The 25,782-nt window shown below is 45.0% G+C and carries 22 protein-coding genes, 1 pseudogene and 1 other annotated feature; of the genes and pseudogenes, 15 read left to right on the forward strand and 8 right to left on the reverse strand.

Going from position 1 to position 25,782, the window contains the following annotated elements:
* Nucleotides 1-150 precede the first annotated feature (150 nt).
* Nucleotides 151-2,520 carry an aerobic respiration two-component sensor histidine kinase ArcB gene (gene arcB, locus A6D97_RS15110; protein WP_017062885.1) on the forward strand — a complete coding sequence of 790 codons (2,370 nt, stop codon included), beginning with the start codon at nt 151-153 and terminating at the stop codon, nt 2,518-2,520.
* Nucleotides 2,521-2,527: 7 nt separating this feature from the next.
* Complete coding sequence (locus tag A6D97_RS15115; RefSeq protein ID WP_017062884.1) at nt 2,528-2,971, forward strand: hypothetical protein; 444 nt, start codon at nt 2,528-2,530, stop codon at nt 2,969-2,971.
* A 136-nt stretch (nt 2,972-3,107) separates the two neighbouring features.
* Here the strand turns inward: A6D97_RS15115 and arcA are convergent, their stop codons facing one another.
* Together arcA and A6D97_RS22235 are read right to left on the reverse strand one after the other, a co-directional pair.
* Nucleotides 3,108-3,824 carry a two-component system response regulator ArcA gene (gene arcA, locus A6D97_RS15120; protein WP_004741534.1) on the reverse strand — a complete coding sequence of 239 codons (717 nt, stop codon included), beginning with the start codon at nt 3,822-3,824 and terminating at the stop codon, nt 3,108-3,110.
* A gap of 429 nt (nt 3,825-4,253) precedes the next feature.
* Nucleotides 4,254-4,355, reverse strand: a pseudogene (locus A6D97_RS22235) (ribonuclease activity regulator protein RraA); the annotation flags it as partial.
* A gap of 47 nt (nt 4,356-4,402) precedes the next feature.
* On the opposite strand from A6D97_RS22235, the gene A6D97_RS15125 reads away from it, so the two are divergent.
* Entirely contained in the window at nt 4,403-4,888 is a 486-nt protein-coding gene (locus A6D97_RS15125; protein WP_017059310.1) for a putative 4-hydroxy-4-methyl-2-oxoglutarate aldolase, read from the forward strand.
* A 112-nt stretch (nt 4,889-5,000) separates the two neighbouring features.
* On the opposite strand, the gene A6D97_RS15130 is transcribed toward A6D97_RS15125, so the two are convergent.
* The gene (locus A6D97_RS15130) at nt 5,001-5,459 is read right to left on the reverse strand and encodes a hypothetical protein (protein WP_017070076.1); all 459 of its coding nucleotides are present in this window, start codon (nt 5,457-5,459) and stop codon (nt 5,001-5,003) included.
* 317 nt (nt 5,460-5,776) lie between these two features.
* Nucleotides 5,777-5,895 (forward strand) — a sequence feature (Thr leader region).
* Between the two features lie 29 nt (nt 5,896-5,924).
* Between A6D97_RS15130 and thrA the strand changes: the two genes are divergently transcribed.
* From thrA to thrC, 3 genes are read left to right on the forward strand one after another with little or no spacing between them, the layout of a single operon-like run.
* Nucleotides 5,925-8,384: a bifunctional aspartate kinase/homoserine dehydrogenase I gene (gene thrA / locus A6D97_RS15135; RefSeq protein ID WP_017059312.1), complete on the forward strand. Its 2,460-nt coding sequence runs from the start codon at nt 5,925-5,927 to the stop codon at nt 8,382-8,384.
* Between the two features lie 17 nt (nt 8,385-8,401).
* Entirely contained in the window at nt 8,402-9,358 is a 957-nt protein-coding gene (gene thrB / locus A6D97_RS15140) for a homoserine kinase (RefSeq protein WP_032545653.1), read from the forward strand.
* On the forward strand, nt 9,355-10,638 hold the full coding sequence (gene thrC / locus A6D97_RS15145; RefSeq protein WP_065584718.1) for a threonine synthase: 1,284 nt from the start codon (nt 9,355-9,357) through the stop codon (nt 10,636-10,638). The genes thrB and thrC overlap by 4 nt, the downstream gene beginning before the upstream one ends.
* 77 nt (nt 10,639-10,715) lie before the next feature.
* On the opposite strand, the gene grcA is transcribed toward thrC, so the two are convergent.
* Nucleotides 10,716-11,093 carry an autonomous glycyl radical cofactor GrcA gene (gene grcA, locus A6D97_RS15150; RefSeq protein ID WP_017059315.1) on the reverse strand — a complete coding sequence of 126 codons (378 nt, stop codon included), beginning with the start codon at nt 11,091-11,093 and terminating at the stop codon, nt 10,716-10,718.
* A 326-nt stretch (nt 11,094-11,419) separates the two neighbouring features.
* On the opposite strand from grcA, the gene nfo reads away from it, so the two are divergent.
* The 3 genes from nfo (at nt 11,420) to A6D97_RS15165 (ending at nt 14,044) form a co-directional block, all read left to right on the forward strand.
* Nucleotides 11,420-12,328 (forward strand): deoxyribonuclease IV, encoded by a 909-nt coding sequence (gene nfo / locus A6D97_RS15155; RefSeq protein ID WP_065584719.1) that lies wholly within the window; start codon nt 11,420-11,422, stop codon nt 12,326-12,328.
* Nucleotides 12,329-12,725: 397 nt separating this feature from the next.
* Complete coding sequence (gene ung, locus A6D97_RS15160; protein ID WP_017059317.1) at nt 12,726-13,406, forward strand: uracil-DNA glycosylase; 681 nt, start codon at nt 12,726-12,728, stop codon at nt 13,404-13,406.
* An 86-nt stretch (nt 13,407-13,492) separates the two neighbouring features.
* Entirely contained in the window at nt 13,493-14,044 is a 552-nt protein-coding gene (locus tag A6D97_RS15165; RefSeq protein ID WP_065584720.1) for a hemerythrin domain-containing protein, read from the forward strand.
* A 152-nt stretch (nt 14,045-14,196) separates the two neighbouring features.
* Here the strand turns inward: A6D97_RS15165 and A6D97_RS15170 are convergent, their stop codons facing one another.
* Nucleotides 14,197-14,385: a DUF3545 family protein gene (locus tag A6D97_RS15170; RefSeq protein WP_017059319.1), complete on the reverse strand. Its 189-nt coding sequence runs from the start codon at nt 14,383-14,385 to the stop codon at nt 14,197-14,199.
* A 709-nt stretch (nt 14,386-15,094) separates the two neighbouring features.
* Between A6D97_RS15170 and A6D97_RS15175 the strand changes: the two genes are divergently transcribed.
* Nucleotides 15,095-16,522, forward strand: coding sequence for a sodium:alanine symporter family protein (locus A6D97_RS15175; protein ID WP_032545312.1), 1,428 nt, complete (start codon nt 15,095-15,097; stop codon nt 16,520-16,522).
* A 208-nt stretch (nt 16,523-16,730) separates the two neighbouring features.
* Complete coding sequence (yaaA, locus tag A6D97_RS15180) at nt 16,731-17,507, forward strand: peroxide stress protein YaaA (RefSeq protein ID WP_017059322.1); 777 nt, start codon at nt 16,731-16,733, stop codon at nt 17,505-17,507.
* 115 nt (nt 17,508-17,622) lie between these two features.
* On the opposite strand, the gene srmB is transcribed toward yaaA, so the two are convergent.
* Both srmB and A6D97_RS15190 read right to left on the reverse strand, forming a co-directional pair.
* On the reverse strand, nt 17,623-18,888 hold the full coding sequence (gene srmB, locus A6D97_RS15185; protein WP_017059323.1) for an ATP-dependent RNA helicase SrmB: 1,266 nt from the start codon (nt 18,886-18,888) through the stop codon (nt 17,623-17,625).
* 107 nt (nt 18,889-18,995) lie between these two features.
* On the reverse strand, nt 18,996-19,724 hold the full coding sequence (locus A6D97_RS15190; RefSeq protein ID WP_017062876.1) for a methyltransferase: 729 nt from the start codon (nt 19,722-19,724) through the stop codon (nt 18,996-18,998).
* Nucleotides 19,725-20,038: 314 nt separating this feature from the next.
* Between A6D97_RS15190 and brnQ the strand changes: the two genes are divergently transcribed.
* Nucleotides 20,039-21,352 (forward strand): branched-chain amino acid transport system II carrier protein, encoded by a 1,314-nt coding sequence (gene brnQ / locus A6D97_RS15195; RefSeq protein WP_065584721.1) that lies wholly within the window; start codon nt 20,039-20,041, stop codon nt 21,350-21,352.
* Nucleotides 21,353-21,498: 146 nt separating this feature from the next.
* On the opposite strand, the gene fldB is transcribed toward brnQ, so the two are convergent.
* A complete protein-coding gene (gene fldB, locus A6D97_RS15200) occupies nt 21,499-22,020 on the reverse strand; it encodes a flavodoxin FldB (RefSeq protein WP_017062875.1) in 522 nt (173 codons plus the stop codon).
* Between the two features lie 150 nt (nt 22,021-22,170).
* Between fldB and xerD the strand changes: the two genes are divergently transcribed.
* From xerD to recJ, 3 genes are all read left to right on the forward strand, one after another.
* Entirely contained in the window at nt 22,171-23,085 is a 915-nt protein-coding gene (gene xerD / locus A6D97_RS15205; RefSeq protein WP_017059327.1) for a site-specific tyrosine recombinase XerD, read from the forward strand.
* Nucleotides 23,086-23,111: 26 nt separating this feature from the next.
* A complete protein-coding gene (locus A6D97_RS15210; RefSeq protein WP_017062874.1) occupies nt 23,112-23,891 on the forward strand; it encodes a thioredoxin fold domain-containing protein in 780 nt (259 codons plus the stop codon).
* 80 nt (nt 23,892-23,971) lie between these two features.
* Nucleotides 23,972-25,708 (forward strand): single-stranded-DNA-specific exonuclease RecJ, encoded by a 1,737-nt coding sequence (gene recJ, locus A6D97_RS15215; RefSeq protein WP_017059329.1) that lies wholly within the window; start codon nt 23,972-23,974, stop codon nt 25,706-25,708.
* The last annotated feature ends 74 nt before the right edge of the window (nt 25,709-25,782 follow it).

Here is a 25,782-nt window from a genome sequence, read left to right on the forward strand (position 1 = left end):
ATCCCCGGCTATTTTTGCTTAGTTAGTATTTGTATTGGTTAATTAACCTTCGAAATTACCGCTGAACACTTGCTGCGTGTGATGTAGCTAGCTTACCTCCCATCTTCAAACAGGGTAGAATGTTGCTAGTCTTATCGCATGGAGCGCTAAATGAAACCCATGAAAAATCTTGCCCAGTATTACGTGGATCTACTCGTAAAACTGGGGATTGTCCGCTTTTCTATCTTACTCGCCCTAGCGCTTGTTGCCCTCGCTGTTGTTGTGCAAGTCGGTATCACCCTTGCACTCAAAGGCAATGTTGATGACATCGACATTGTCCGTTCAGTTTTCTTCGGTTTAGTGATCACGCCTTGGGCGGTTTATTTTCTGTCAGTGGTCGTGGACCAGTTGGAAGAATCACGTCAAAGGTTAGCGAAATTGGTCTCTAAACTTGGCGACATGCGTGAGCGAGACCAAGAACTCAACAATAAAATGCAGCTCAATATCGAGAAGCTTAATCAAGAAATTGAAGAGCGTGAAAAAGCGGAAGAAGCGCGCGCAGAAGCAATGCAAGATCTCGAAAACGAGGTGTTCCAGCGCGAGCGTACTCAGCTTGAACTCGCAGAACGTACTGCACTGTTACGCTCGTTTATCGATGCCTCGCCTGACCTTATTTACTACCGTAATGAAGATGGTGTGTTCTCTGGTTGTAACCGTGCGGTTGAAGAGCTCACTGGTAAAACAGAAAAAGAGCTAGTTGGTTTAACTCCTTGGGATGTTTACAGTAAAGAGGTCGCTCAGCAAGTTGTTGAAACCGATAAGAAAGTATTTGCTGACAACCAAGCACTGACTTATGACCAATGGCTTGAATACCCAGATGGCCGCAAGAGTTACTTCGAACTGCGTAAAGTGCCTTTCTACAGCAAAGATGGTCGTCACTTGGGCTTGGTTGGTTTTGGCCGCGATATTACTGAACGTAAAGAGCATCAAGAGTCGTTAGAAAAAGCCAGCCGCGATAAGACCACCTTTATCTCAACTATTAGCCACGAGTTAAGAACGCCGCTCAACGGCATCATTGGCTTGAGCCGCATGCTGCTTGATAGCCAACTGACCACCGAACAGCGCAAGCAGATGCAAACCATCAAGGTGAGCGCGGTGACACTGGGTAATATCTTCAACGATATTATTGATATGGATAAGTTCGACCGCCGTAAGCTTGAACTCTTCCCTACGCCTATTAACTTTGAAGATTTCGTTGTCGAGATCGAAAGTATCTCTGCGTTGATGGCTGAGCAGAAAGGGTTAAGGTTCGATCTAGAAAGATTGTCTGATCTTCCAGCTGCTGTTGAGGTGGATGGTACTCGTCTTAGACAGGTACTGTGGAACCTTGTTAGTAACGCGATGAAGTTCACCAAAGATGGTGGAGTGGTGATGACAGTCAGCGCCGACATTGATGGTGACTTTGCCAACATTACGATGGAAGTGGAAGATACTGGTATTGGTATCCCTGAAAGTGAAATCGAGAAGATCTTCGCGATGTACTATCAGGTGAAATCGGGCACGGACAACTTGCACGCTGTCGGCACGGGTATTGGTCTCGCTGTCTCTCAACAGCTAATTAATATGATGGATGGCCACATTGAAGTCATCAGTGAAGAGGGCTTTGGCAGTACCTTTACGGTTTCGATTCGAGTTCCAGTGAATCACGATACTCAGGCTCTGATCAAAACGCCAAGAAAACAGTCGAATCTTAAGATCTTTATGGTCGAAGACATTGAACTCAATATCACAGTGGCTCGCTCTCTACTTGAAAGCCTTGGCCATGAAGTGACAGTCGTGATGACGGGTAAAGAGGCGCAAATTGCTTTCAATCCTGAAGACTATGATTTGGTGTTGTTGGATATCCAACTGCCAGATATGACGGGTTTCGATATTGCTCAATACTACCGCGAGAAATACAGCCAGCTACCGCCTTTGGTGGCGTTAACTGCGAACGTATTAAACAACAAGCAAGAGTACTTCCAGAAAGGTATGGACGAAGCGATCAGTAAACCTTTGTCGGTTCGAGCTATCCAAGATGTCATCAGTGAACTTATCGAAGATGCACCAGAGGTAATTGAGAAGGTAGCGGGCACCGATAAGGTTGAGAGCATTGATAAAGTCGACGCGAGTAAGCCTGTTCTTTCAGAAATTGATACCACTTTGCTTGATATTGATATGCTAGAGTCTTATGTTGATATTGTTGGACCGAAACCGGTTTTGGATAGCATCGCGATGTTCGAAGATATGATGCCGGAGTATATGGAAATATTGAACTCCAACATGGTCGCGAAAGATAAAGCCAGTATCGTTTCTGAGGCACATAAGATTAAAGGTGCTGCAGGTTCTATTGGTCTGAAACGCATCCAACAAGTTGCCCAGAAAGCTCAATCTCCAGATTTGCCTGCGTGGTGGGAGAACATTTCAGATTGGGTTGATGAGATAAATAACGAATACCAGAATGACATTGAAGTTTTAAAGAGTTGGTTAAATCAAAGGTAGAAGAATAATGAAAAAATTAGCATTCGCCGCATGTGTAGTGGCATTAGCGGGTTGTTCTGCGCCACAAGTAGAATGGCAGCAAGATAATCAAGTCGAAGTATCTGCAGCAACAGTTACCATGAAAAGCAACCTTTGGCACAACAAGATGCCAACGATTGGCGAGACTCAAGATAAGACCCTACATGGTGCTATCTACCTAGAGTCAGACTCACAACTGCCAGCAACGCTTGCGGTTGAAAGTGTTACGGTTAAACAGGGTGCAGACACCTTGTTGGTAACGGCTGACGATCTTGATTTAAGAACACACAGTGAAACTCAATGGGAAGTCGCGTTTGTATGGCAGCTAGAAATCGACAGTGACAAGCCTGTTGATGTGGCGGTGGAACTTAAAGATGGCGAAACCGTGAAGTGGTTAGTAGAGAAAGACGTTAAGGTGGATACGGTTTACTAAAATCTTATCCAATTAAGAACAATAAAAAAGGGAGAATGCGTTGGCATTCTCCCTTTTTAATAACTATTGATGACGCTTCTAGTGTTCAAAACACTTACTGGTGAGTAGTGCTAAATGGTAAGAGGCGCGAATCGAATTAGTCTTCTAGGTCACCACAAAAGCGGTAGCCTTCACCGTGAATCGTTGCGATGATTTCTGGCGTACCAGAAACAGATTCAAAGTGCTTACGAATACGACGGATTGTTACGTCTACAGTACGATCGTGTGGCTTAAGCTCACGGCCAGTCATCTTCTTAAGAAGGTCAGCACGTGTTTGGATCTTACCTGGGTTCTCACAGAAGTGAAGTAGAGCACGGAACTCTGAACGAGGTAGCTTGTAGCCTTCGCCATCTGGGCTAACCAGAGAACGACTGTTGATATCTAGTACCCAACCGTTGAACTCATACTTCTCAACGCTACGCTTCTCTTCTTGAACAGAGCTTGTGCTCATTGAACGGTTCAGAAGGTTGCGTGCACGGATAGTCAGTTCACGAGGGTTGAAAGGCTTAGTGATGTAGTCATCAGCGCCGATCTCTAGGCCAAGGATCTTATCAACTTCATTATCACGACCAGTTAAGAACATAAGCGCTACGTTTGCTTGCTCACGTAGTTCACGCGCAAGTAGTAGGCCATTCTTACCTGGAAGGTTGATGTCCATAATTACAAGGTTAACTTGGTTGTCAGATAGCACTTGGTGCATCTCTTCACCGTCGCTAGCCTCAAAAACAGCATATCCCTCTGCTTCAAAAATACTCTTTAGAGTGTTACGAGTTACTTGCTCATCTTCAACGATAAGAATCTGCGGGGTTTGCATTTGGCGGTACCTAAATTTGTGACGAAACTGTGCTAATAGAATAAATTCTAGGCAAAAACATAACATACAGGTAATGTATTTTTGATGATAACTTAAAGTTTTCAAAAAAACACTTACTTCCAGCTATCTGCCTTCCTTGAAGTATTGCCCAATAACGTAGATCCAGTACGCCTTTCAATCATTCTTTTAGTGATTGGAGTGGATTCTATAATGTTAACAGCATGCTAACAACGCGAGAATGTTAATTCCATTCACTTTGTTGATTTACATCAATTGCCGTATCGCAACAAACTTTAATAGTATGGCTACAACTCAACCAATGTTATGGTGACTATTTAGCACCAAAACAAGAATGATTATTCGAGATGCTTCTCACATCTTGCCTGCTAAAGACCGGATTATGAACCAAGGAAGCTGAAAGCTGTCTTAAGAGTCTAGTAGATAAATATGCTCAATCAACTTTTATTGAGTAATAAATTGAGCATAGAACAATGAAAACAAAGGATTAATTTTAATAACATATAAAAGCATAGAGGCTAGCCTGACATAACCGGTAACGCCTTACTCACGGAGGATATATGCACGATATAACACCCGACTTGTGTGATGAGTTTGAAAGCGAAGTCACCCTACTGAACATGCCATTGCAGAACTTCGGCCAACGTGGTGCGTTCTTTGGAAAAATTGTAACAGTTCGTTGTTATCACGATAATTCCAAGGTTCGCGAGGTTTTAGAGACCGACGGCTGTGGCAAAGTGCTTGTCGTTGACGGAAATGGCTCATGCCAGAAGGCGCTGCTTGGCGATCAACTCGCTATTCTCGCGATAGAAAACGGTTGGGAAGGCGTGATTGTAAACGGTGCGGTGCGTGATGTAGGCATGATGTCGCAAATGGACCTTGGCGTTCAGGCGTTAGGTGCATCGCCATTCAAAACAGAGAAACGCGGTGTCGGCCAAGTGAATGTGACACTCTCTATACATAATCAACTGATTCAGCCTGGTGACTATATTTATGCCGATTGGAATGGCGTGTTAATTTCATCTGAGCTGTTAATTGAATCGTAACTGACTCAAATTGAATGCCGTTGATAGATTAGAACGGGGAATGGTTTGTGATGTACTAAAAGTTTGGATCTCAATCCGCACTAATCTGTTAATAAAGAACAAGCTAAAGAGACTAAAAGCGAAACCCTAGTCCCACTTCAACACCTTGCTGCCACTCTTCATAATCAAGGGTGGCATGCAAATCTAGGTTATCTGTTAGTTGCACTCGGCTGGAAACCTCTGCGGCTACCGATTTCTCATTGTCTTCGGTCTCGTCTTTATAGGTGTGTAGAGAACTGTTAAAAGAGACTCTTTCTGAGAACTGATAACTGACACCACTCAAGAATCCACTTTCCTGTTTCAGTGCCGCACTATTGATACGTGTACCGACGTAAAGATCCACATCTGAAAACAAGCTATAAGAGTAGCCACTGTCTATCTTCCAAGTATCGAAGCTTTCACTCGACGCGTTTTGTGTGGAGATAAAGAATTTATGAGAAGAACTATCGATCTGGCTGGGTAGTAGAGGCAAGCTATTCGCTGAACAAACAACAGGCATAGCAAAAGCCAAAAGAATAAGTAATCTCTTCATTTCCCACTCCTGATGTCATTATTATTGTTCTTCGAACGTTATCGTTCAATTAAAGCACAGAACTTGTACTTTCGCTGCACAATCGATATAGCATTTTGTTATGACTATATATGCAATTGATCACTCTTGCCTGTTCAATGAGTAAATCCAGTATCTTAAGTGAAGGTTTATACAGGGTGTTTTATCCCTTAAATGACGGTTTGCTCTGAAAAACGGTGCGAATGTAAAAAAAACGCAACTTTTCATTGACGTCCAGTGGTAAAAATTGATACACGTAGAGTAAAGCACAAGCAGAGAATTTGATATGCAGCACGTAAGCCACCTAGTAATGACCACAACCATTATTATTACCGACATTAACATTGTTGGGGCAGGCTGCTAAGTAACGGATTTTAAAAAAAAGGCCTGTATCCAACAAGATACAGGCCTTTTTTTGTACCATTTTTATGACTTATGGAGAAAGGGATGCGCGTTTTAAAGTTTGGAGGTTCATCATTAGCTGATGCAGATCGTTTTTTACGAGCGGCTGATATCATCGCTAATAATGCCCAGCAAGAAGAGCTAGCCGTTGTACTATCGGCTCCAGGAAAAACAACCAATAAGTTGGTCGCTGTTATTGAAGCTGCACTGAAAAATGGTGAAGCTGACGCACAGATTACAGAGATCGAATCTTCATTTAACACACTGTTTGCAGAGATCAAAGCGGTCGTGCCTTCTATCGATGGTGCCGCGTTTCAAGAGCAGGTGGATACCTCTCTTGCTCAGCTAAAGCAGTTCGTGAATGGCATCAACCTACTTGGTATGTGCCCGAACCACGTTAATGCTCGCATCATCAGTAAAGGTGAGCGAATCTCTATCCAGTTAATGAAAGCGGTACTGGAAGCGAAAGGCCAACCAGCAAGCCTGATTGACCCTGTCCAATACCTATACGCTAAAGGCGATCACCTTGAAGCTATGGTCGATGTGGATGTCTCTACTCAGAACTTCCAACAATCTCCACTTCCTAAAGGTCACGTTAACATCATGCCTGGCTTTACTGCGGGTAATGAAAAAGGTGAGCTAGTCACACTAGGTCGTAATGGCTCTGATTACTCAGCGGCGGTTCTAGCGGCATGTCTACGCGCTGATTGTTGTGAGATCTGGACAGATGTCGATGGTGTTTACAACTGTGACCCGCGTTTAGTGGATGATGCTCGTCTTCTTAAATCGCTAAGCTATCAAGAAGCGATGGAGCTTTCTTACTTCGGCGCTTCGGTTCTACATCCGAAGACTATCGCTCCTATCGCGCAATTCCATATTCCTTGCCTAATCAAAAACAGCTTCAACCCACAGGGTGCAGGTACTTTGATCGGCCAAGACACTGGCGAAGATAACCTAGCAATCAAAGGCATCACTACGCTAAGTGACCTAACGATGGTTAACGTATCAGGCCCAGGTATGAAGGGCATGGTTGGTATGGCGAGTCGTGTATTCGGCGCGATGTCTTCTGCCGGCGTTTCTATCGTCCTTATTACTCAATCTTCTTCTGAGTACAGCATCAGCTTCTGTATTGAATCGGCTGATAAGGTGAAAGCGAAACAAGTGTTGTCAGACGCGTTTGAACTTGAACTTAAAGATGGCCTGTTAGAGCCGGTTGAGTTCATGGATGACGTTGCGATTGTAACGCTGGTGGGTGACGGTATGCGCACTTCACGCGGCGTAGCATCTCAGTTCTTCTCTTCTTTAGCTGAAGTGAACGTCAACATTGTTGCTATTGCTCAAGGTTCTTCAGAGCGCGCTATTTCAGCGGTTATCCCTGAAGACAAAATCTCTGAAGCAATCAAAGCGTGTCACGAGAACCTATTTAACTCTAAGCACTTCCTAGATGTATTCGTTGTGGGTGTCGGCGGTGTTGGTGGCGAGCTTGTTGACCAGATCCAACGTCAGCAAGGCAAACTGGCTGAAAAAGGCATCGTGATTCGCGTATGTGGTTTAGCAAACAGTAAAGGTTTGTTGCTAGACAGCGATGGTCTACCGTTAGAGCAGTGGCGTGACCGTATGTCGAGTGCGACTGAAGAGTTCAGCCTAGCGCGTTTAGCGGCTTTGGTTCAACGTAACCACATCATCAACCCAGTATTGGTTGATTGTACGTCTAGCGAAGGTATTGCGGCGCAGTACGCTGATTTCCTAGCGGCTGGTTTCCACGTAGTAACACCAAACAAGAAAGCAAACACAGCAAGCATGGCTTACTACCATCAGCTTCGTGAAGTTGCACGCAACTCACGTCGTAAGCTGATGTACGAGACAACAGTAGGTGCAGGTCTACCGGTCATCGAAAACCTACAGAACCTTATCTCTGCAGGTGATGAACTTGAGAAGTTCAACGGCATTCTTTCAGGTTCACTGTCTTACATCTTCGGCAAGCTTGATGAAGGTATGACACTGAGCCAGGCAACCAATATTGCAAAAGATAACGGCTTCACTGAACCGGATCCTCGAGATGATCTATCTGGTATGGATGTGGCGCGTAAGTTGCTTATTCTTGCTCGTGAAGCAGGCATGGCGCTTGAACTTGAAGATGTTGAAGTAGACCAAGCTCTGCCACCGGGTTTTGACGATTCAGGTACGGTTGAAGAGTTCATGGCTCGCCTACCAGAAGCGGATGCTTACTTCAAAGAGCAGTCAGCTATCGCAGCAGAAGAAGGTAAAGTACTTCGTTATGTGGGTGAAATCGCTGAAGGTAAGTGTAAGGTTCGTATCGCTGCTGTTGATGGCGACGACCCAATGTTCAAGATTAAAGATGGCGAGAACGCATTAGCATTCTACAGCCGTTACTACCAACCAATCCCTCTAGTACTGCGTGGCTACGGCGCGGGTACTGAAGTAACAGCTGCTGGCGTATTCTCTGATGTGATGCGTACTCTTGGTTGGAAATTAGGAGTTTAAGAATGAGTTCAAGTGATATGGATGTTGTCGTTTATGCTCCTGCATCAATCGGTAATGTCAGTGTAGGGTTTGATGTGCTGGGGGCCGCTGTGTCTCCAGTGGATGGCACGCTGCTAGGTGACCGAGTTATGGTTAAAGCCGGTGATGAACCATTCTCACTTAAAACTGCAGGCAGCTTTGTTTCTAAGCTGCCAACTGAAGCAAAAGAAAACATCGTTTACGACTGCTGGGTGGTGTTCTCGAGAGAGCTTGATAAAAAAGGCGTTACGCTAAAGCCTTTAGAAATGACACTAGAAAAGAACATGCCTATCGGTTCAGGTTTGGGTTCTAGTGCATGTTCAATCGTCGCGGCACTGGATGCGCTAAACCGTTTTCACGGTCAGCCCCTGAATGAAACTGAACTGCTTGCTCTGATGGGTGAAATGGAAGGCAAGATTTCAGGTGGTATCCACTACGATAACGTTGCGCCATGTTACCTTGGTGGTGTGCAGCTCATGCTTGAAGAGCTAGGCATCATCAGCCAAGAAGTACCGTGTTTTGACGACTGGTACTGGGTAATGGCTTATCCGGGTATTAAGGTTTCAACGGCTGAAGCGAGAGAGATCCTACCATCTCAATATCGTCGTCAGGATATTATTGCTCATGGTCGTCACTTAGCGGGCTTTATCCACGCGTGTCATTCAGGTCAACCTGAACTGGCGGCGAAGATGATCAAAGACGTGATCGCTGAACCATATCGTGAGAAACTGCTTCCAGGGTTTGCTGATGCTCGTAAATACGCGCTGTCAGCTGGGGCACTGGCTACTGGTATTTCTGGTAGTGGTCCAACTCTATTTAGCATTTGCAAAGAACAAGATGTCGCCGAGCGTGTTGCACGCTGGTTAGAACAAAATTACGTACAAAATGAAGAAGGATTCGTTCACGTTTGTCGCCTAGATAAGCAGGGTTCGATCGTTACAGGAAGTGAGTTATGAAACTGTACAACATCAAAGAAAATGATGAACAAGTCTCTTTTGGCCAAGCCGTTCGTCAAGGCTTAGGCCGTAATCAAGGTCTATTTTTCCCATCTGAACTGCCAAAGTTTGATGATATCGATGCGCTGCTAGCAGAGGACTTTGTCCCTCGTAGCTCAAAGATTCTGTCAGCATTGATTGGTGATGAATTACCAAAAGAACAGATCGACCAAATGGTGGATGCAGCGTTCCAATTCCCTGCACCAATCAACCAAGTAAAAGACGGCGTTTACGCGCTTGAGCTTTTCCACGGTCCAACACTGGCGTTTAAAGATTTCGGTGGCCGCTTTATGGCTCAATCTTTAGCAGCTGTTTCTGATGGTGGTCAAATCACTATCTTAACGGCAACATCAGGTGATACTGGTGCGGCGGTTGCGCATGCTTTCTACGGCATGGAAGACATCAATGTTGTGATTCTTTACCCGAAAGGCAAGATCAGCCCACTGCAAGAGAAGCTGTTCTGTACGCTTGGCAAGAACATCCACACTGTGGCGATTGATGGTGACTTTGATGCGTGTCAGGCTCTAGTTAAAGACTCATTTGATGACGCTGAACTGCGTAAAGAGATCGGTCTTAATTCGGCAAACTCGATCAACATCAGCCGTTTAATGGCTCAGATCTGTTACTACTTTGAGGCGGCTTCTCAGCTGACTAAAGAGCAACGTGAAAACCTCGTTATCTCTGTACCAAGTGGTAACTTTGGTAACCTAACGGCTGGTCTATTGGCTAAAGCGCTAGGTCTACCTGTTAAGCGTTTTATCGCAGCAACTAACGAAAATGACACTGTTCCTCGTTACCTAGAAACAGGTCAATGGGATCCAAAACCGACTGTTGCGACAACATCGAACGCGATGGACGTAAGCCAACCAAACAACTGGCCTCGTATCGAAGAGCTTTGCCAACTGAAAGGTTGGGGCTTAGATACACTAGGCAAAGGTAAAGTATCTGACGAGCAGAGCGCTGAGTCAGTTCGCGACCTAAAAGCACAAGGTTACCTATGTGAGCCACATGGTGCGATTGCTTACCGTCTACTGGAAGAGCAACTGCAAGAGAACGAAACTGGCTTGTTCCTGTGTACAGCACACCCAGCGAAATTCAAAGAAGTGGTTGATGACATCCTAGGTTCTGATATCGAACTGCCTGGCCCGCTAGCAAAACACGCGGTGATGGAATTGTTGTCTGAAGATCTTGATAACGATTTTGAAGCGCTAAAAGCTGTGCTTCGTCGAGTTCAACCGTAACGTCCATTTGTTTTTCGAACAAATAAAAACGGCGCTCAATGAGCGCCGTTTTTGTATTCTAATTTAAGCTCTAAAAATTATAGAGACTCAGTGAACGTACGTGCGATAACGTCACGTTGCTGTTCAGTTGTTAGAGAGTTGAAACGTACAGCGTAACCCGATACACGGATAGTTAGCTGTGGGTAGTTCTCTGGGTGAGCAACTGCGTCTTCTAGCGTTTCACGCTTAAGAACGTTAACGTTTAGGTGTTGACCACCTTCGATGCGTGGTGCTGCTTCGATTGCAACTTCACGGCTTTCGTACTCGCCTAGGTCTGCAGCTGAGATAACTTGGTCAGCTTCGAAACCTGCAGTAGCAACAACACAACGAGCTTCATTCTTCTCGCTATCTAGTAGCCAGATTGAGTTTAGTAGGTCATCGTTTGCTGCTTTAGTAATTTGAATACCTTGGATCATAACTATCTCCTAGTCCACTGAATGTGGTTTGATTATGGTGTTAACTTTCGATTTTTATTGAGCTGGGTAATATATACCTAATATTAGTAAGGTTAACATTGATTTAAGTCAAAAAACAACCAAAAACCATATTTTTACAAAGGTGATTATATTGAGGTAAATCAATAAAACCTTTGAAAACAAAGTAATTACAAAATATTTTAAAGTATAAAAAATATTTAACAGTCATATTTGTTGTAAGTTTACTACATTTGTTGTGTTTTTATTGAACTACAACCGATACGACCCTTTATTTATTAAGCATTCTGAAAGTGTAAAGTGATTTAATGACAAACAATAATTCATCCTCAAAACCGGAAACAAATATTAAGTTTATTGGCGCTCATGTCTCGGCTGCTGGTGGAGTTGATCAGGCGCCTATGCGTGCACGTGAAATTGGCGCCAATGCGTTTGCACTGTTTACCAAGAACCAGAGACAGTGGGCGGCAAAACCGCTAGAAGCGAAAACCATTAGTGCCTTTAAAGCTAATTGCAAAATGTTGGGCTTCGGTGCTGAGCACATTCTTCCTCATGACTCCTACCTTATTAACCTAGGAGCACCAGAAGAAGAGAAGCTAGAGAAATCACGCGCGGCTTTTATTGATGAAATGGAGCGTTGTAATCAACTTGGATTAACGCTTTTTAATTTTCATCCTGGGAGTCATTTAAAGAAAATCTCAGAAAGCGAATGTTTGGCGAAGATCGCTGAATCGATCAACCTAGCTCATCAAGCGGTACCTGACGTAATCGCAGTGATCGAGAATACGTCTGGGCAGGGCACTAATCTGGGTTGGAAGTTTGAACATCTAGCCGAGATTATCGAGCAGGTAGAAGATAAGTCACGTGTGGGTGTGTGCTTAGACACCTGCCATACGTTTACTGCTGGCTATGACTTACGTACAAAAGAGGCGTGTGAGCATACTTTTGCTGAGTTCGACCGCATCGTGGGTATGCACTATCTAAGAGCAATGCACATCAATGATTCAAAAGCTGAGTTCGCGAGCCGAGTCGATCGACACCATTCTTTAGGAAAAGGCGAAATTGGCTGGGATTGTTTTGAGTATATTGCCTCTGATTCTCGCTTTAATGGTATCCCTCTTATCTTGGAAACCATTGATTCGACGATCTGGAAAGAGGAAATTCAACAACTTAGAATGTTTCATCGCTCAGCAACGCTAGCGAGCGAACAAGCGTAATAATAGAGGGGGAAATTTATTTCCGTCTATTTCTAAAAATTGGCACCTTTCTTTCATAGTATTAAAGTGAATATGTAGTTCACGATGTCTTAGAGGAGGTGCCTTTATGTATTCAATCACCCAAACTTCAACTATTGCTGTCGCACGCCGTTTACCTACACCAAACCGTCACGTGCATAACCACGGCCACCATCGTACACAGCAGAAAAGTGGTTAATCGAGATAAGCACAACTTGAACTGATTATTATGATTCATCAACAAGTGAACCCTACACATCATGTTTATTGATAGCTGTATGAGGTATAACTAGAGCCTTATTTAGGACAGTTAGCCGATACAGCTATTTTTTTGTCTGGCGAAAGCCGCTAGAAACCTTGATGATTGGGAAGTAAAACGATGACCGCACCAAAGACTTGGGAATCCATTATTAATGATGAACGTGATAAAGAGTACTTTCAGAGTGTCCTCGCGTTTGTTGAACAGCAACGTAATAGTGGTAAAACCGTCTACCCGCCACAAGAACAGGTGTTCAGTGCCTTTGATATGACGCCTTTCGAATCCGTGCGAGTGGTTATCTTAGGGCAAGATCCTTATCACGGTGCTAACCAAGCTCACGGCTTAGCATTCTCAGTGCTTCCTGGTGTGAAAATCCCACCTTCTCTACGCAATATGTACAAAGAGCTTGCACAAGATATAGAGGGCTTTGAGATTCCTAGTCATGGTTATCTCGATTCTTGGGCATCGCAAGGGGTGTTGATGTTGAACACAGTCCTTACAGTCGAAGAGGCAAAAGCACACTCACATGCTAAGTGTGGCTGGGAAACCTTTACCGATGCCATTATTGCTGAGCTCAATCAGCGCTCTGAACCGATCATCTTTTTGTTGTGGGGCGCACACGCCCAGAAGAAAGGTCAAGCGATTGATGACGACAAGCATCATGTGTTGGTTGCACCTCACCCATCGCCATTATCGGCACGCCGTGGATTCTTCGGTTGTCAGCATTTCTCTACAACCAACAAGCTGCTTTCTTCTATGGATCAACAACCTATTGACTGGCGTTTACCAACAGAAGTGTAGGTTGGTGGTTTTCTGAGCAGGGTCAAATCATAAATCAGCATATTCGTATACACTTATAAATAGTAGATGTAATGGAGTGCAATACTATGATGATTGAAAGGATAAGACGAGAGCATGGCTATATGGCTCGTTTACTCGCGATACTCAACAGTAAGTTAGAGTTTCTGAAACAGGAGCGAGAAATAAACTATAGCCTGATCGCAGAGGTGGTTCATTACCTTATGAACCATTCAGACAAAGTGCATCACCCTAAAGAAGACGTCATTTATCGCTACTATCTTAAGCAATATGGCAGCGAGCAAGCGATTGAAGACTTGGAGTTAGAGCATCAATTGCTTTCTGAGAAAACGGCGGACTTTTTAGGTTTGGTCGATATGATCCTTCAAGATGCGGTGGTTCCTCAGCAAGTCTTTATTGAGCAGCTTGAAGCGTTTGTTATGGCTCAGCGAAAGCACATGGAATATGAAGAGAAGCATGTGCTACCCATGATTGTTGAGGCGTTCACGGTGAAAGATTGGCAAGAAGTGGAGTCTCAATGGCTTCAACCGGAAGATGACCCTGTTTTTGGAGAGACCATCGCCGATCAATATCGCCAACTCGCGGCTCGGGTTCGACAAAATGAACAAGAGTGTGTTTAGCCCGTTGTAATGTTGAGGTGCACCTATTTTTAGGTGTCCTCTATATTAGAGGGTTGGTTTCTAAATGGCGCTTTGAGCGGATTAACTACCTCAAAAAATAAAAAAGGCACCTATATAGGTGCCTTTTGCTATCTGATTTCTTATCGTGCTGATTAAAGCTTTATATCGTCAAGGCTAAAATCAAGACCTAGGTTCATCTCTCTCAGCTCTTTCTCAAGCTGCCTACGATCGTTGATGGCTTCGATTTCACGCCACTTACGCTTGAGTGGTTTCGAGCGTGATTTTTGAGTTACACGAGGCATTTCTAGTTCTGATACTTCATCGAATTGAAAGCTATCCATAAGCCATATCTCCTTCCGTGGGACTAGTTCTTACGAACCAATAAATATCATATTTAGGCTCACAATAACTTTGATTTGTTTCTCATTTGTTTCAAATCCATGAAGCTTTTGTTCTATTTTCTTATGCATGCTCACACATTGTGAGAATTATTATGTATAAAAAACAGGCAAACAAACCTAAGTAAACGATTAAATTGGGGGTTATTGAATGTTAATTCATTGTGCGAATGGAATAGCGTTTTGACTACAATGCATTGAAGTGCACATGGTACCGTGCGGTATAGGGATCTCATTGGCCTAGAAAAAAACGAAGATCTTCACTATACCTTGTAAAACCTAGGCTGACGTCATTTTTATAGGATGGTGTTCTTGTTGGGGTAGTGCCGTGGCTGTTGTTGATATTATGTCCCGATAATGTGACTTTTATTGGGCTGCATTGTTGAAAGTTGTGTTAACAAAAGGTGTGTTATTAGTGAAATGTCATTTTAATATAAGTGTGTTTGCATATTGATTTTTAGGCCGTCTCGCTGCATTATCCGCCCGTCAAAAAATACACTGATACGTAAAATGGATGCATGAAGCGACATTTACAGTCTCAATCGCCGCAAGAATATAACAAGAGTGCCGACACAACATTGACAGAGGCATAGGCGATTAAGAGGAAGGCTAGGAAGCATGATCGGTGCTTAAACTCAATTACGAGGTTCACGTGACAGACTTAATCAATTTGATGAACGATCTCCTTTGGGGATCTATCTTAGTTTACTTACTGGTTGGTGTGGGTATCTACTTCACTGTACGACTAGGCTTCATTCAATTCCGCCATTTCGGCCACATGTTCTCTGTTCTTAGAAACAGCCGTAAAGCAGACAGTGCTGGTATCTCTTCTTTCCAAGCTCTTTGTACTAGTCTCGCTGCTCGTGTAGGTACGGGTAACATGGCAGGTGTTGCTGTAGCACTAACCGCTGGTGGCCCTGGTGCTATCTTCTGGATGTGGCTAATCGCAATGCTAGGTATGGCAACATCGTTTGCAGAAAGCACACTGGCACAGCTATACAAAACGCGTGATAACGACGGTAACTACCGCGGCGGCCCTGCATACTACATGGAGAAAGGCCTAGGCATGCGTTGGATGGGGGTTCTATTCTCTATCTTCCTCATCATTGCATTTGGTCTTGTATTCAACGCGGTTCAAGCGAACGCGATTGCAAGCGCAATGAATACGGCATTCGACCTTGAGCGTAGCTACGTTGGTGTTGGTATCGTAATCATCTCTGCGTTCGTTATCTTCGGTGGTATCCGTAAGATTGCACGCACAGCAGAAATCATCGTTCCAATCATGGCATTGGCTTACCTAGCGATCGCTATGTACGTGATGTTCGCGAACATCGAGAAAGTGCCTGAAGTACTGGCTCTTATCTTCAAGAGTGCATTCGGTCTGCAAGAAGCAGCAGCGGGTGGCCTAGGTTACGCAATCGCACAAGCGATGATTAACGGCATCAAACGTGGTTTGTTCTCGAACGAAGCGGGTATGGGTTCTGCGCCAAACGCAGCAGCTTCTGCTACGCCTTACCCACCGCACCCAGCATCACAAGGTTACGTGCAAATGCTAGGCGTGTTCATGGATACCATTGTTATCTGTTCAGCAACAGTCGCAATCATCCTGATGTCTGGTGAGTATGTACCACACGGTGAAGTAACGGGTATCGAACTAACGCAACGTGCACTAACAGCACAAGTGGGCGAATGGGGCGGCATTTTTGTAGCGGTAGCGATTTTCTTCTTCGCTTTCACTTCAATCATTGCAAACTACTCGTACGCTGAAACGAACCTTATCTTCCTTGAGCACAACAACAAGAAGGGCCTAGTGCTGTTCCGTATCGTTGTTCTGGGTATGGTTATGTTCGGTTCTCTAGCGACGTTACCAACGGTATGGGCACTGGCTGACGTATCGATGGGCCTAATGGCGATTGTTAACTTGGTGGCGATTATCCTGCTATCAGGTATCGTGATTAAGCTAGCGAAAGACTACAACCGCCAACTAGACGCGGGTAAAGTACCAACATTCGATTCGAATGACTTCCCAGAGCTTAAGTCTCAGCTGGAAGACGGTATTTGGGACAACAACAAGAAGTAATCTTGTTGGAGCGATAAACGGCTCATCCTAAAGTGATTAGAAAGGCTAAGGTTTCGACCTTAGCCTTTTTGTTTGCCTGTCATTTGTCTCATTCTGTCTATCGAAGCTCATTCTCCCTATCGAAGTAATAGGAACAGTCATAAAGACAAGTTGATGTTTTTTCTATACTCTAGCAGCATCCAGTTAGATAACCGATTAGGGTAAAGTTATGTTAGTTGTCGTTTCTCCAGCCAAAACACTTGATTACGAATCACCATTAGCGACGGAACGCTTTAGTCAGCCTGAGTTTGTTGAACACTCTGCTGAGCTGATTGAAGAGTGCCGCAAACTGACGCCAGTAGATATTTCTGCACTGATGAAAGTCAGCGATAAAATCGCAGGGTTGAACGTAGCGCGCTTTGAGCAGTGGAGCGAGACCTTTACCCAAGACAACGCACGCCAAGCAATCCTAGCCTTTAAAGGCGATGTATACACTGGCCTAGACGCTGAAACGCTATCGGATGAAGATTTTGACTACGCACAAGACCACCTGCGCATGCTTTCTGGGTTATATGGCTTGCTTAAGCCATTAGATTTGATGCAGCCATACCGCCTAGAGATGGGTACACGCTTAGCCAATGCTCGTGGTACTAACTTGTACCAGTTCTGGGGCAACATCATCACAGACAAGCTGAATGAAGCGTTGAATGCTCAAGGCGACAATGTGTTGATCAACTTGGCGTCTAACGAATACTTTAAAGCCGTGAAGCCGAAGAACTTGGATGGCCAAGTGATTACCCCTGTATTCAAAGACTGCAAGAACGGCCAGTACAAGGTGATCAGTTTCTACGCGAAGAAAGCGCGTGGCATGATGGCTCGCTACATCATCGAGAACAAGATCGACTCGGTTGAGGCGCTGACCCAGTTTGATACGGCGGGCTACTACTTCGTTGAAGAAGAGTCGAATGCGAAAGAGCTTGTCTTTAAGCGCGAAGAGCAAAACTAGTAGTCCTTGGCTAACGAGTAGCTCTCGGTTTTAGCCTGATAACAGACCAGATAGAGAAAAGCCCCATGCAGCGAACTGCATGGGGCTTTTTTATTGAATCGTTGAAGCTGGTAGATTACTTCTTCTTTGCTGCTTTCTTTTTCTTCGCGATTTTTTTCTTCTTCGCGATTTTTTGTTTCTCTACCGCTTTCTTATCTTCTTTCTTCGGCTTCTTCTTCTTAGTCACGGCCGCTTTCTTATGCGTAGGGCGCATGCCTTCAATAAAGCGTTCTTTGATTGGTTCGTCTGTGTAACGAGCCACACGCTCAATCATTAGTTGATCGTGCGCTTCAATGATAGAAACCGCGTTACCTTTTTTACCAGCACGAGCAGTACGGCCAATACGGTGTAGGTATACGTCAGCAGTACGTGGCATGTCGTAGTTGATTACGTGGCTTACGTCTGGAAGGTCGATACCACGAGCAGCAACGTCAGTCGCTAGTAGTACGTTTACAGAGCCGTCACGGAAACGAGCAATCGCGTTGTTACGACGATCTTGAGGCATTTCACCTTGGATCCACGCACATGGAATTTGCGCGCTTTCAAGTTGAGCTCGTAGATCACCTAGACGATCACGCGTCTTCAAGAATACGATGCTGCGCTCAGCTTGCTCTGTGATGACGTGCTTTAGGATGTTCAGCTTGTGCTCTGCTGTGTCTGCACGGTGGTACCACTGAGTGATCTTCTTACGCTCACGAAGTGATGATTTCGCATCGATCTCCGCTGGGTTTTTCAGTAGATCTTCAGTGAAGCCTTCAATGCCTTTACCTTCTAGCGTTGCTGAGAACAGTAAAGTTTGTTTACGCCAGCGACACTCTGCAGACAGACGGTCAACAACAGGACCAAAGCCCATGTCTAGCATGCGGTCGGCTTCATCTAGAACCAGCCATTCAATCGCACGACAGTCAAAACGCTCGCCTTCAATGTATTCCATCAAACGGCCAGGTGTTGCTACTACGATATCTTGAGTGGTACTTAAGATATCTGCGTGCTCTTGGTACATCACACCGCCCGTGATCGTGAAGATATTTAGGCTGGTGTATTTAGCAAGCTCACGTGCTTGTTCGGTGATCTGCATTGCTAGCTCACGCGTTGGCGTCAGGATAAGCATACGTGCAGGGCCAGATTTCTTACGTGGGAAATCCAGTAGGTATTGCAGTGCTGGCAATACAAATGATGCTGTTTTACCAGTACCTGTTGGCGCAGAAGCCAAAACGTCTCTTCCATCTAACGCTTGTGGGATTGCTTCAGCTTGTATCTGTGTTGGACGTTCGTAGCCCATTTCGTCAATTGCTTTAAGCAGCTCTTGGTTTAGATCGAGTTCTGCAAAGGTTCTGATCACTGTTGTTTCTCCACAAGCAATAAATGTTTCTGCCTCAAAAAGCAGACGATAAAAAAGAGTAGTCGGACATTATAGAAGCATTAGTGATTAGGATCACATGGTATTTGCTACATCTTGAGATAAAAATCTTTAGTGAGCGCAATAAATGCTTCGCTATAACCACCTTGATGGTGAATTGTAAGCGATTCGCGCTGCAAATCTTGCTCGCAAGCAGGATCTTTAGATAACTCGAATAAAATTCGGCTAGCTGGCTTTTTATCTGTTGTTTTTACATCAAGGCGTTTTGCTAGATACCAACCACATTGCTCGGCAAGCTTGATAAAACCTTCCCCCTCAGGCGTCGGTAGGATGAAACTGGCAGTCGCGGCGTCGGTTGTTATCTCGAAACAACGCTGGGCAAGCGCTAAATGATCCAAGCTGTCGGTGTGCCTGGCGGTGGCTCTTTGGCTTTGCTGCGCCTGTTCTCCAGAGTTGAAGTAGGGCGGGTTACAGATGATCGCATCAAACCTTTGTGGAAAGTCGGTTGTTAACACGCTGCCGTGATCAAGGGAGATACGATTTTGCCAAGGCGACTGCTCAATATTGACAGTGGCAGCATCAATAGCGTGTTGATCAATATCTATCGCAGAGATTGAAGCATCTTCAAAACGCTGCGCAGCCATCAAAGCCAGCAGACCTGTCCCGGTTCCAATATCGAGTACACATGATCTTTGTGGCAGGCTTACCCAAGCGCCAAGTAATACGCCATCGGTACTGACTGGCATACCGCTTTTCCCGCCGTAAATTGAGAATTGCTTAAAATTGAAGCTTTTAGTTTGCACTGTTTTGTCTTTCATTAATGTTCTGAGTATCGAGATATTTTAAGTGATTAGCTCTAATGTTAACCGCTTGTATGAATCAATGTTCTGCTTGGAAGAATATTGTTGTGCATTATGGTTAGTTTATAATTGTGGCTATTTTTCTATAGCTAGTGGAATCCACTGCTTTTTGTTCTCATATGCAAATTTATATGGTGTTTTTGTGTGGTGACTTGCAGCTAGCCAGTTGTTTCGTCATTATGCGCGACTATTTTATAGATTGATTGGCAGCTTTGAGCTGTAACATTCATGTAAGCACAACATAAATTCATAAATATAATTAAGGATTATCTGTGAAACAGAGTCTAAAACTAACAGATATAATGGCATTGGGCTTTATGCTTTTTGCGTTTTTCTTGGGTGCGGGTAACATCATCTTCCCACCTCTAGCTGGCCAATTAGCCGGTGATCACTTCCTTCCAGCGATGTCTGGTTTTCTGCTGACTGCCGTTGGTCTGCCGTTAATCACTATCGTCGCGGTCGCAGTGGCTGGTGGCTCTTGGGGTCACTTAACTAAAGATCTTCCTAAGAAAGCAGCAACCATCATGGCTGTACTGATCTTTATCATTATCGGTCCTGCATTTGCTGCACCGCGTACTGGCCTTGTTGCCTATGAGATGGCGGTGAAACCGTTCTTCATCGATGCCTCTCAAGCTCACCTAACTCTCTTTTCGATTGCATTTTTTGCAGTAGCGATGTTCTTCTCATGGTCGCAAGGTAAGCTTATTGACGTCATTGGTAAGGTGCTAACACCTGCACTGTTCGTTGGTTTGGTTGTGCTGGCGATTGCTGTATTCGTTAACCCTCAAGGCGATATTCTTGCGGCTCACGGTGAGTACATCACTCAACCACTAACCAAAGGTTTCCTTGAAGGCTACAACACCATGGATACTTTTGCTTCTTTGATGTTTGGTATGCTGATTGTTGATGCGATTCGTAGCAAGGGCATTACTGACCGTGCAGCGACGACTAAGTACCTAATTAGCGCGGGTTGTATTGCCGCAGCGGGTCTGGCGTTTGTTTACATCTCTCTATTTTTCCTAGGCGCAACAAGTGCAACAGTCGCAGCTGGTGCAGACAATGGCGGTGCTATTTTAAGCCTATACGTTCAATCGTTGTTTGGTCCTTCTGGTCAGCTAGTGCTTTCTGTGATCGTACTATTAGCATGTCTAACTACGGCGATTGGCCTTGTGTCAGCATGTTCTGATTACTTCAGCTCGCTAACGCCTCTGTCTTACAAGACTTGGGTAATCATCAATGGTGTAGCTTGTGCAACCGTTGCGAACGTTGGTCTTTCTCAACTGATTTCTCTGTCTGTTCCAGTACTGTTTGCACTGTACCCAGTCGCTATCGCGTTGGTTGCTCTGACATTCTTACGTAGCCGTTTCCCTAATCCAAAAGTGGCTTACCGCGTAGTAGTATTAGTGTCACTGCTGTTTGCTCTTATTGATGGCGCTAAAGTAGCGGGTGTAGACGTGTCTGCACTTAAGATGCTGCCACTGTTTGAGATCGGTATGGGTTGGTTGCTTCCAACGACTGCTGCAATCATCTGTATGTTCTTCGTTGGTAAATCAACAGAGCAAGAGATGGCTGAGGAGACTGTTTAATCTTCCGTTGAGATTAGATTGTCCTTCGAGATGAAATAGAAAAGGCCTCATTACTTCGCAGTAATGAGGCCTTTTTGTATTCTGTGGTCTTTTTATATCCAGCTAGTTACTTGGTTAGCTACTTAGCCGGGAGTACTTCTGTTTGGTTATAGCTTTTCGCTGTACTCAACCAGTACTTGCTCAACCCAGCTTGCGATACGGTCGTCGCTTAGCTCGTATTGTGAATCTTCATCAAGCGCCAAACCAACGAATTGAGATTTGTCTTCGGTTAACGCTTTAGACGCTTCGAACTCGTAGCTGTCATCGTTTGGCCAGAAGCCAACAAACTCTGCACCCGCGGTTTTCAGTTCATCATGCAATAGACCCATCGCATCTAGGAACCATTCGCCGTAGCCTTCTTGGTCACCCAAACCAAACAGAGCCACAACCTTGCCTTTCATAGGCGTGGTTGCGATGTCTTCCCACAGTTCATTCCAATCTTCTTGGATTTCACCGAAGTCCCAAGTCGAGATGCCCAGCAATAAAAGGTCGTAGTCCGCCATCAATGAAAGAGGGCTTTCTTTCACGTTATGGATATCAACTAGGTCTTCACCAATAATGCCGCGAATTTTCTCTGCTGCCATTTCTGTGTAGCAGGTGGTTGAGCCGTAAAATAATCCAATTTTCATAGCAAACGTTCGATTTTAATTTCAGATGGCGAATTCTAACCATAAATCGACTTCGATTGCAGCGATTATCCGCTCAAGTCGTAATTTTTATGGCATTCATATTTGCTCTGGCATACTCTCAAAACAGTTTCCAATATTGTGAGTAACACTATGCAGTCGCCTCAAGGGCAGAGCGCAGACCACGGTCTCGTTGAGCAGTTTTTAGATGCTATGTGGATGGAGCGAGGATTATCGGAGAATACGCTTGTCTCGTACCGTACCGATTTGTCCAAGTTATTAGCGTGGATGGAAAAGAACAATTACCGCCTCGACTTCATTAGCCTTTCAGGTTTACAGGATTATCAAGGCTGGTTAGCCGACGCCGATTTTAAGCAGACCTCTCGTGCCCGTATGTTGTCGGCGATTCGTCGCTTGTTCCAATATTTGCACCGCGAGAAAATCAGAGGCGATGATCCAAGTGCCTTGTTGATCAGCCCGAAGCTGCCGCAACGCTTGCCGAAAGATTTGAGCGAAGAGCAGGTTGATGCTTTGCTCGATGCGCCAGATCCGAACGATCCGATTGAGCTTCGCGATAAGGCGATGCTTGAGTTACTCTATGCAACCGGTTTGCGTGTGACAGAACTGGTTAGCTTGACGATGGAAAACATCAGCCTAAGACAGGGCGTGGTGCGTGTTATTGGTAAGGGTGGCAAAGAGCGCTTAGTACCAATGGGCGAAAATGCGGTGGATTGGATAGAGACTTTTATTGAACAAGGTCGTCCACATCTACTTGGCGAAAACAGTTCTGATGTGGTTTTTCCGAGTAAACGCGCCAAGCAAATGACCCGTCAGACGTTCTGGTATCGTATTAAGCACTACTCGGTCGTCGCTGGGATCGATACAGAGCTGTTGTCACCACACGTATTGAGACACGCTTTTGCGACGCATTTACTGAACTATGGCGCAGATCTCAGGGTCGTACAGATGTTACTTGGGCATAGTGACTTATCGACAACCCAAATTTATACTCACGTGGCGACTGAAAGGCTGAAGCAAATTCACGCGCAGCATCACCCACGTGCTTAAATCCATTTATTTTTAAGGTGAACTTAATGAGCGTATTACGCCGTCTTCCTCTACTAGCGCTTCCTCTTATGATTACTGCATGTAATGCATCAGAAGCGAAAGTAGAAACAACATCAACAGCCGTAGAAGCTGCTCCAGCTCAAGCTATTGATACAGCTGCGTTAACTAAGCGTTTTGAAAAAATCGGTATTAAGGTCGATAAGATTGTGCCTTCGGATATCGATGGTCTTTTAGAAGTTCAAACCAACAGCGGCATTATCTTTTCTTCTCCAGAGGGCGATCACTTTCTAGCCGGCACTCTTTACTCTTTGGATGAAAACGGAAAGTTCAGTGATGTTTTGGCTGAGCGTCAAGCTCCGCTGAATGCTGAAAAAGTGGCAGCGATGTCGGATACGGTTATTGAATACAAAGCCGATAACGAAAAGTATGTTGTGACGGTATTTACTGACATTACGTGCGGCTACTGTGTTCGTCTGCACAGCCAAATGCAAGGCTACAACGATTTGGGTATCACCGTTCGTTACATGGCTTACCCACGCCAAGGTGCGACAGGGCAAGTTGCCGATCAAATGGCAGCAATCTGGGCGTCAGATGATCCAAAAACAGCGATGCATGACGCTAAAGTAAACCGTCAAATGCCAGCGTCTGGTAAAGACCTAGCAGAGCAAAAGCAGATCATTGCTAAACAATACCAACTGGGTCGTGAGCTTGGCATCAATGGCACACCGGCTATCGTGCTAGCAAGTGGTGAGTTGGTGAGTGGTTACTTACCGCCAGCACAACTTCTTCAACGTTTAGAGCAATAATCTCGTTTTCTGTATTGCCAATTTATCCCCCATGTTTTTGATTTAAGGAGTGGCCTGATTGATATCGGGCCCATTTTTATATGATAGAGATCCAACGCCGTCCTGAGGTCGACATTTCAGTCTTACCTGCTCACTTACCTGACTTGTTAAAGCGCATTTATGTGAGTCGTGGAATCGACAGTGCCGACCAACTAGAGACAGCAGCGAAAGGCTTGCACTCTTATCAAAAACTGGGCGGCATTGATGCTGCGGTTGAGCTGTTGTTCAAAGCTATTCAGCAGCAAAAACGCATCATCATTGTTGGTGACTTTGATGCCGATGGCGCGACCAGCTCGGCGCTGTCTGTTTTAGCGTTACGTATGCTCGGCAGCTCTAACGTCGACTATCTGGTACCAAACCGTTTTGAAGATGGTTATGGCTTGAGCCCTGAGGTTGTTGAACAGGCAATCGAGCTTGGTGCTGAAGTGATCATGACGGTCGACAACGGTGTATCTTCAATTGAAGGTGTTCGCTTTGCTAAAGAGAAAGGGCTAGAGGTTCTGGTTACCGATCATCACTTGCCGGGCAATGAACTGCCAATGGTCGATGCTATGGTTAACCCAAACCTTGAAAGTTGTGCTTTTCCTTCGAAAGCCCTAGCGGGGGTTGGTGTCGCTTTTTACCTGATGATGGCATTGTGTGTTCACATGCGTAAATTGGGTTGGTTTGCAGAGCGCGGCATGACAGAACCTAAGTTGATGGAACTGATTGACCTTGTGGCGCTGGGTACGGTTGCCGACGTGGTTCCACTCGATGAAAACAACCGAATTTTAGTTCATCAAGGTTTGCAACGTATTCGTGCGGGTAAAGCTCGTCCGGGCATTCAAGCCTTGATCGAAATTGCTAAGCGAGACGCTAAGCGTTTGGTGGCGTCTGACTTTGGCTTTGCTCTTGGTCCTCGTATCAATGCAGCTGGTCGATTAGACGACATGTCTTTTGGTGTTGAGCTGCTAATGAGTAACAACATCCATGCGGCTCGTCGAATGGCGAGTGAGTTAGATGGCTTGAACCAAACACGTAAAGAGATCGAAGAGGGTATGAAGCAAGAAGCGATGGCTTTTTGTGAGCGCCTTGAATTTGGTAAAGACGACCTACCTTCTGGCTTGGCACTATTCCAACGTGATTGGCACCAAGGTGTGATTGGTATTTTGGCTTCGCGTATCAAAGACAAATACCACCGCCCAGTGATTGCGTTTGCAGATGGCGGCGAAGGCAGTATCAAAGGTTCATGTCGTTCAATTCCGGGTCTGCACATGCGTGATGCATTGGACCGAATTGATACTCAAAACCCTGGCTTGATTCTTAAATTTGGTGGCCACGCAATGGCGGCTGGTTTAACCATCATGGAAAAGGACTTTGAACGCTTCAGCAAGCTGTTCAATGATGTGGTGAAGAATGAACTTGGAGAAACAGCACTGAAGGGCATTATCTTGTCTGATGGTGAGCTGTTACCAGAAGAGTTCTCGATGCACACCGCTGAAACGCTGCGTTCAGGTGGCCCGTGGGGACAAGCTTTCCCTGAGCCAATCTTCGATGGTGAGTTTAAAGTGCTGCACCAAAAGCTGGTGGGTGAAAAGCACCTTAAGCTGATGCTTGAGCCGCTCTACAAAGGCCACCCAACCAATGTGATGATTGACGGTATTGCCTTTAACGTCGACCTACGTCGCTGGCCTGATGCATCAGTAAAAACCGTTCATCTTGCATTTAAGCTCGATATCAACGAATTTCGCGGCAACCAATCGTTGCAGCTGATGATTGATCATATCGAAGCCAAATAGTGATTTTGGGCTCAATAATGCTCATCATATAGTGCCAAATTCAACAAGCTCTGTTCAAAAACAGGGCTTGTTTT

Source organism: Vibrio sp. ZF57 (genome assembly GCF_001691235.1).
GTDB lineage: Bacteria > Pseudomonadota > Gammaproteobacteria > Enterobacterales > Vibrionaceae > Vibrio > Vibrio crassostreae_C.

What these genes read in the sequence shown, in the direction of transcription:
- arcB (WP_017062885.1), top strand. Translation starts at nt 151, where the DNA reads ATGAAACCCATGAAAAATCTTGCCCAGTATTACGTGGATCTACTCGTA.
- A6D97_RS15115 (WP_017062884.1), top strand. Translation starts at nt 2,528, where the DNA reads ATGAAAAAATTAGCATTCGCCGCATGTGTAGTGGCATTAGCGGGTTGT.
- arcA (WP_004741534.1), bottom strand. Translation starts at nt 3,824, where the DNA reads ATGCAAACCCCGCAGATTCTTATCGTTGAAGATGAGCAAGTAACTCGT.
- A6D97_RS15125 (WP_017059310.1), top strand. Translation starts at nt 4,403, where the DNA reads ATGCACGATATAACACCCGACTTGTGTGATGAGTTTGAAAGCGAAGTC.
- A6D97_RS15130 (WP_017070076.1), bottom strand. Translation starts at nt 5,459, where the DNA reads ATGAAGAGATTACTTATTCTTTTGGCTTTTGCTATGCCTGTTGTTTGT.
- thrA (WP_017059312.1), top strand. Translation starts at nt 5,925, where the DNA reads ATGCGCGTTTTAAAGTTTGGAGGTTCATCATTAGCTGATGCAGATCGT.
- thrB (WP_032545653.1), top strand. Translation starts at nt 8,402, where the DNA reads ATGGATGTTGTCGTTTATGCTCCTGCATCAATCGGTAATGTCAGTGTA.
- thrC (WP_065584718.1), top strand. Translation starts at nt 9,355, where the DNA reads ATGAAACTGTACAACATCAAAGAAAATGATGAACAAGTCTCTTTTGGC.
- grcA (WP_017059315.1), bottom strand. Translation starts at nt 11,093, where the DNA reads ATGATCCAAGGTATTCAAATTACTAAAGCAGCAAACGATGACCTACTA.
- nfo (WP_065584719.1), top strand. Translation starts at nt 11,420, where the DNA reads ATGACAAACAATAATTCATCCTCAAAACCGGAAACAAATATTAAGTTT.
- ung (WP_017059317.1), top strand. Translation starts at nt 12,726, where the DNA reads ATGACCGCACCAAAGACTTGGGAATCCATTATTAATGATGAACGTGAT.
- A6D97_RS15165 (WP_065584720.1), top strand. Translation starts at nt 13,493, where the DNA reads ATGATGATTGAAAGGATAAGACGAGAGCATGGCTATATGGCTCGTTTA.
- A6D97_RS15170 (WP_017059319.1), bottom strand. Translation starts at nt 14,385, where the DNA reads ATGGATAGCTTTCAATTCGATGAAGTATCAGAACTAGAAATGCCTCGT.
- yaaA (WP_017059322.1), top strand. Translation starts at nt 16,731, where the DNA reads ATGTTAGTTGTCGTTTCTCCAGCCAAAACACTTGATTACGAATCACCA.
- A6D97_RS15190 (WP_017062876.1), bottom strand. Translation starts at nt 19,724, where the DNA reads ATGAAAGACAAAACAGTGCAAACTAAAAGCTTCAATTTTAAGCAATTC.
- fldB (WP_017062875.1), bottom strand. Translation starts at nt 22,020, where the DNA reads ATGAAAATTGGATTATTTTACGGCTCAACCACCTGCTACACAGAAATG.
- xerD (WP_017059327.1), top strand. Translation starts at nt 22,171, where the DNA reads ATGCAGTCGCCTCAAGGGCAGAGCGCAGACCACGGTCTCGTTGAGCAG.
- A6D97_RS15210 (WP_017062874.1), top strand. Translation starts at nt 23,112, where the DNA reads ATGAGCGTATTACGCCGTCTTCCTCTACTAGCGCTTCCTCTTATGATT.
- recJ (WP_017059329.1), top strand. Translation starts at nt 23,972, where the DNA reads ATGATAGAGATCCAACGCCGTCCTGAGGTCGACATTTCAGTCTTACCT.